Below are 1,336 nucleotides of genomic sequence, written 5' to 3'. Positions count from 1 at the left end.
GATTCATACAGTATATGATCGGGCCCGAGATTGAGCCATGGGTGAGCACTCCGTCCTTCCTGAACCGTCGCCAGCGCCCAAGCCTGGAGCGACGAAGGACGTCTTCGCCGACCTCAACGAGCAGCAGCGCGCCGCGGTCGAGCACGGTGTCGGCGACGGGGCGCATCGGGGTCCGTTGCTTGTCATTGCCGGGGCTGGCACCGGCAAGACCAAGACCTTGGCCAGCCGCGTCGCACGCCTGGTACAGACGGGCGCGGATCCACACCGCATCCTCTTGCTGACCTTTGCCCGCCGCGCCGCCGGAGAGATGGGGCAGCGTGTGGGCCGGATGCTTCATCGCCTGCTCGGTTATGGGACGACGCAGGCACCGCCGCACTTCCCGTGGTGTGGCACGTTCCACGGCGTCGGCGCGCGCCTGTTGCGTGACTATGCCGATCGCATCGGCTTGGCACCCAACTTCACCATACTGGACCGCTCGGATGCCGAGGACCTGATTGGCATAGTGCGGCAGGAGCTGGGCTTTGCCGAGACGGTGGAGCGCTTTCCGTTGAAGGCGAGTTGCCTCGCCATCTACTCCCGGGTCGTGAACAGCCAGTCACGGCTGGACGAGGTTCTGCAGACGCACTACCCATGGTGCTTCGGGGCGCACGACGGCCTCAAGCAGCTCTTCAAGGCCTATGCGCAGGCGAAGCACCAGCAGCAGGTGCTCGACTACGACGACCTGTTGCTCTACTGGGTGCACATGCTGGCCGATGCCAGCGTGGCGGAAGACGTCCGGCAGCGCTTCGATCACGTGCTGATCGACGAGTACCAGGACACAAACCGGCTGCAGGGCGCCATCGTGCTCGGCCTCAAGCCGAAGGGCGAGAACCTCACGGTGGTGGGCGACGACGCGCAAGCGATCTACTCGTTCCGTGCCGCKGACGTGGGCAACATCCTCGACTTCCCCGACCAGTTCAACCCGCCAGCTCGCATCGTGGCGCTGGAGCAGAACTACCGCTCCACGCAGCCGATCCTCACGGCGTCCAATGCGGTGATTGGCCTCGCGAAGAAGCGCCACGCCAAGGACCTCTGGTCGAATCAACCCTCGAGCGAAATGCCGCGCATCACGGCCATGCCGGATGAGGCGAGCCAGGCCACATGGGTGGCCGACCAAGTGCTGCTACGGCGGGAGGAGGGCATCCGGCTCATCAAGCAGGCCGTCCTCTTCCGGACATCGAGCCACAGCGCCCCGCTGGAGCTTGAGCTGACCCGCCGCAACATCCCCTTCCGCAAGTTCGGAGGCCTCAAGTTCCTGGAGAGCACGCACATCAAGGACGTGCTGAGCGTCCTGCGC

The 1,336-nt window shown here is 65.2% G+C and carries 1 protein-coding gene; it reads left to right on the top strand.

Translation table 11 applies throughout. The features are described 5' to 3' along the window. Positions 1–37 precede the first annotated feature (37 nt). The coding region (locus tag AC1D15_RS32540; protein WP_477829314.1) for an ATP-dependent helicase at positions 38–1,336 on the top strand (1,299 nt) is incomplete at its 3' end.

This window comes from Rhizobacter sp. P2_H2, from assembly GCF_056403375.1.
Note: the sequence above shows the minus strand (reverse complement) of the source record. Positions and strands in the feature narration are given on the sequence as shown.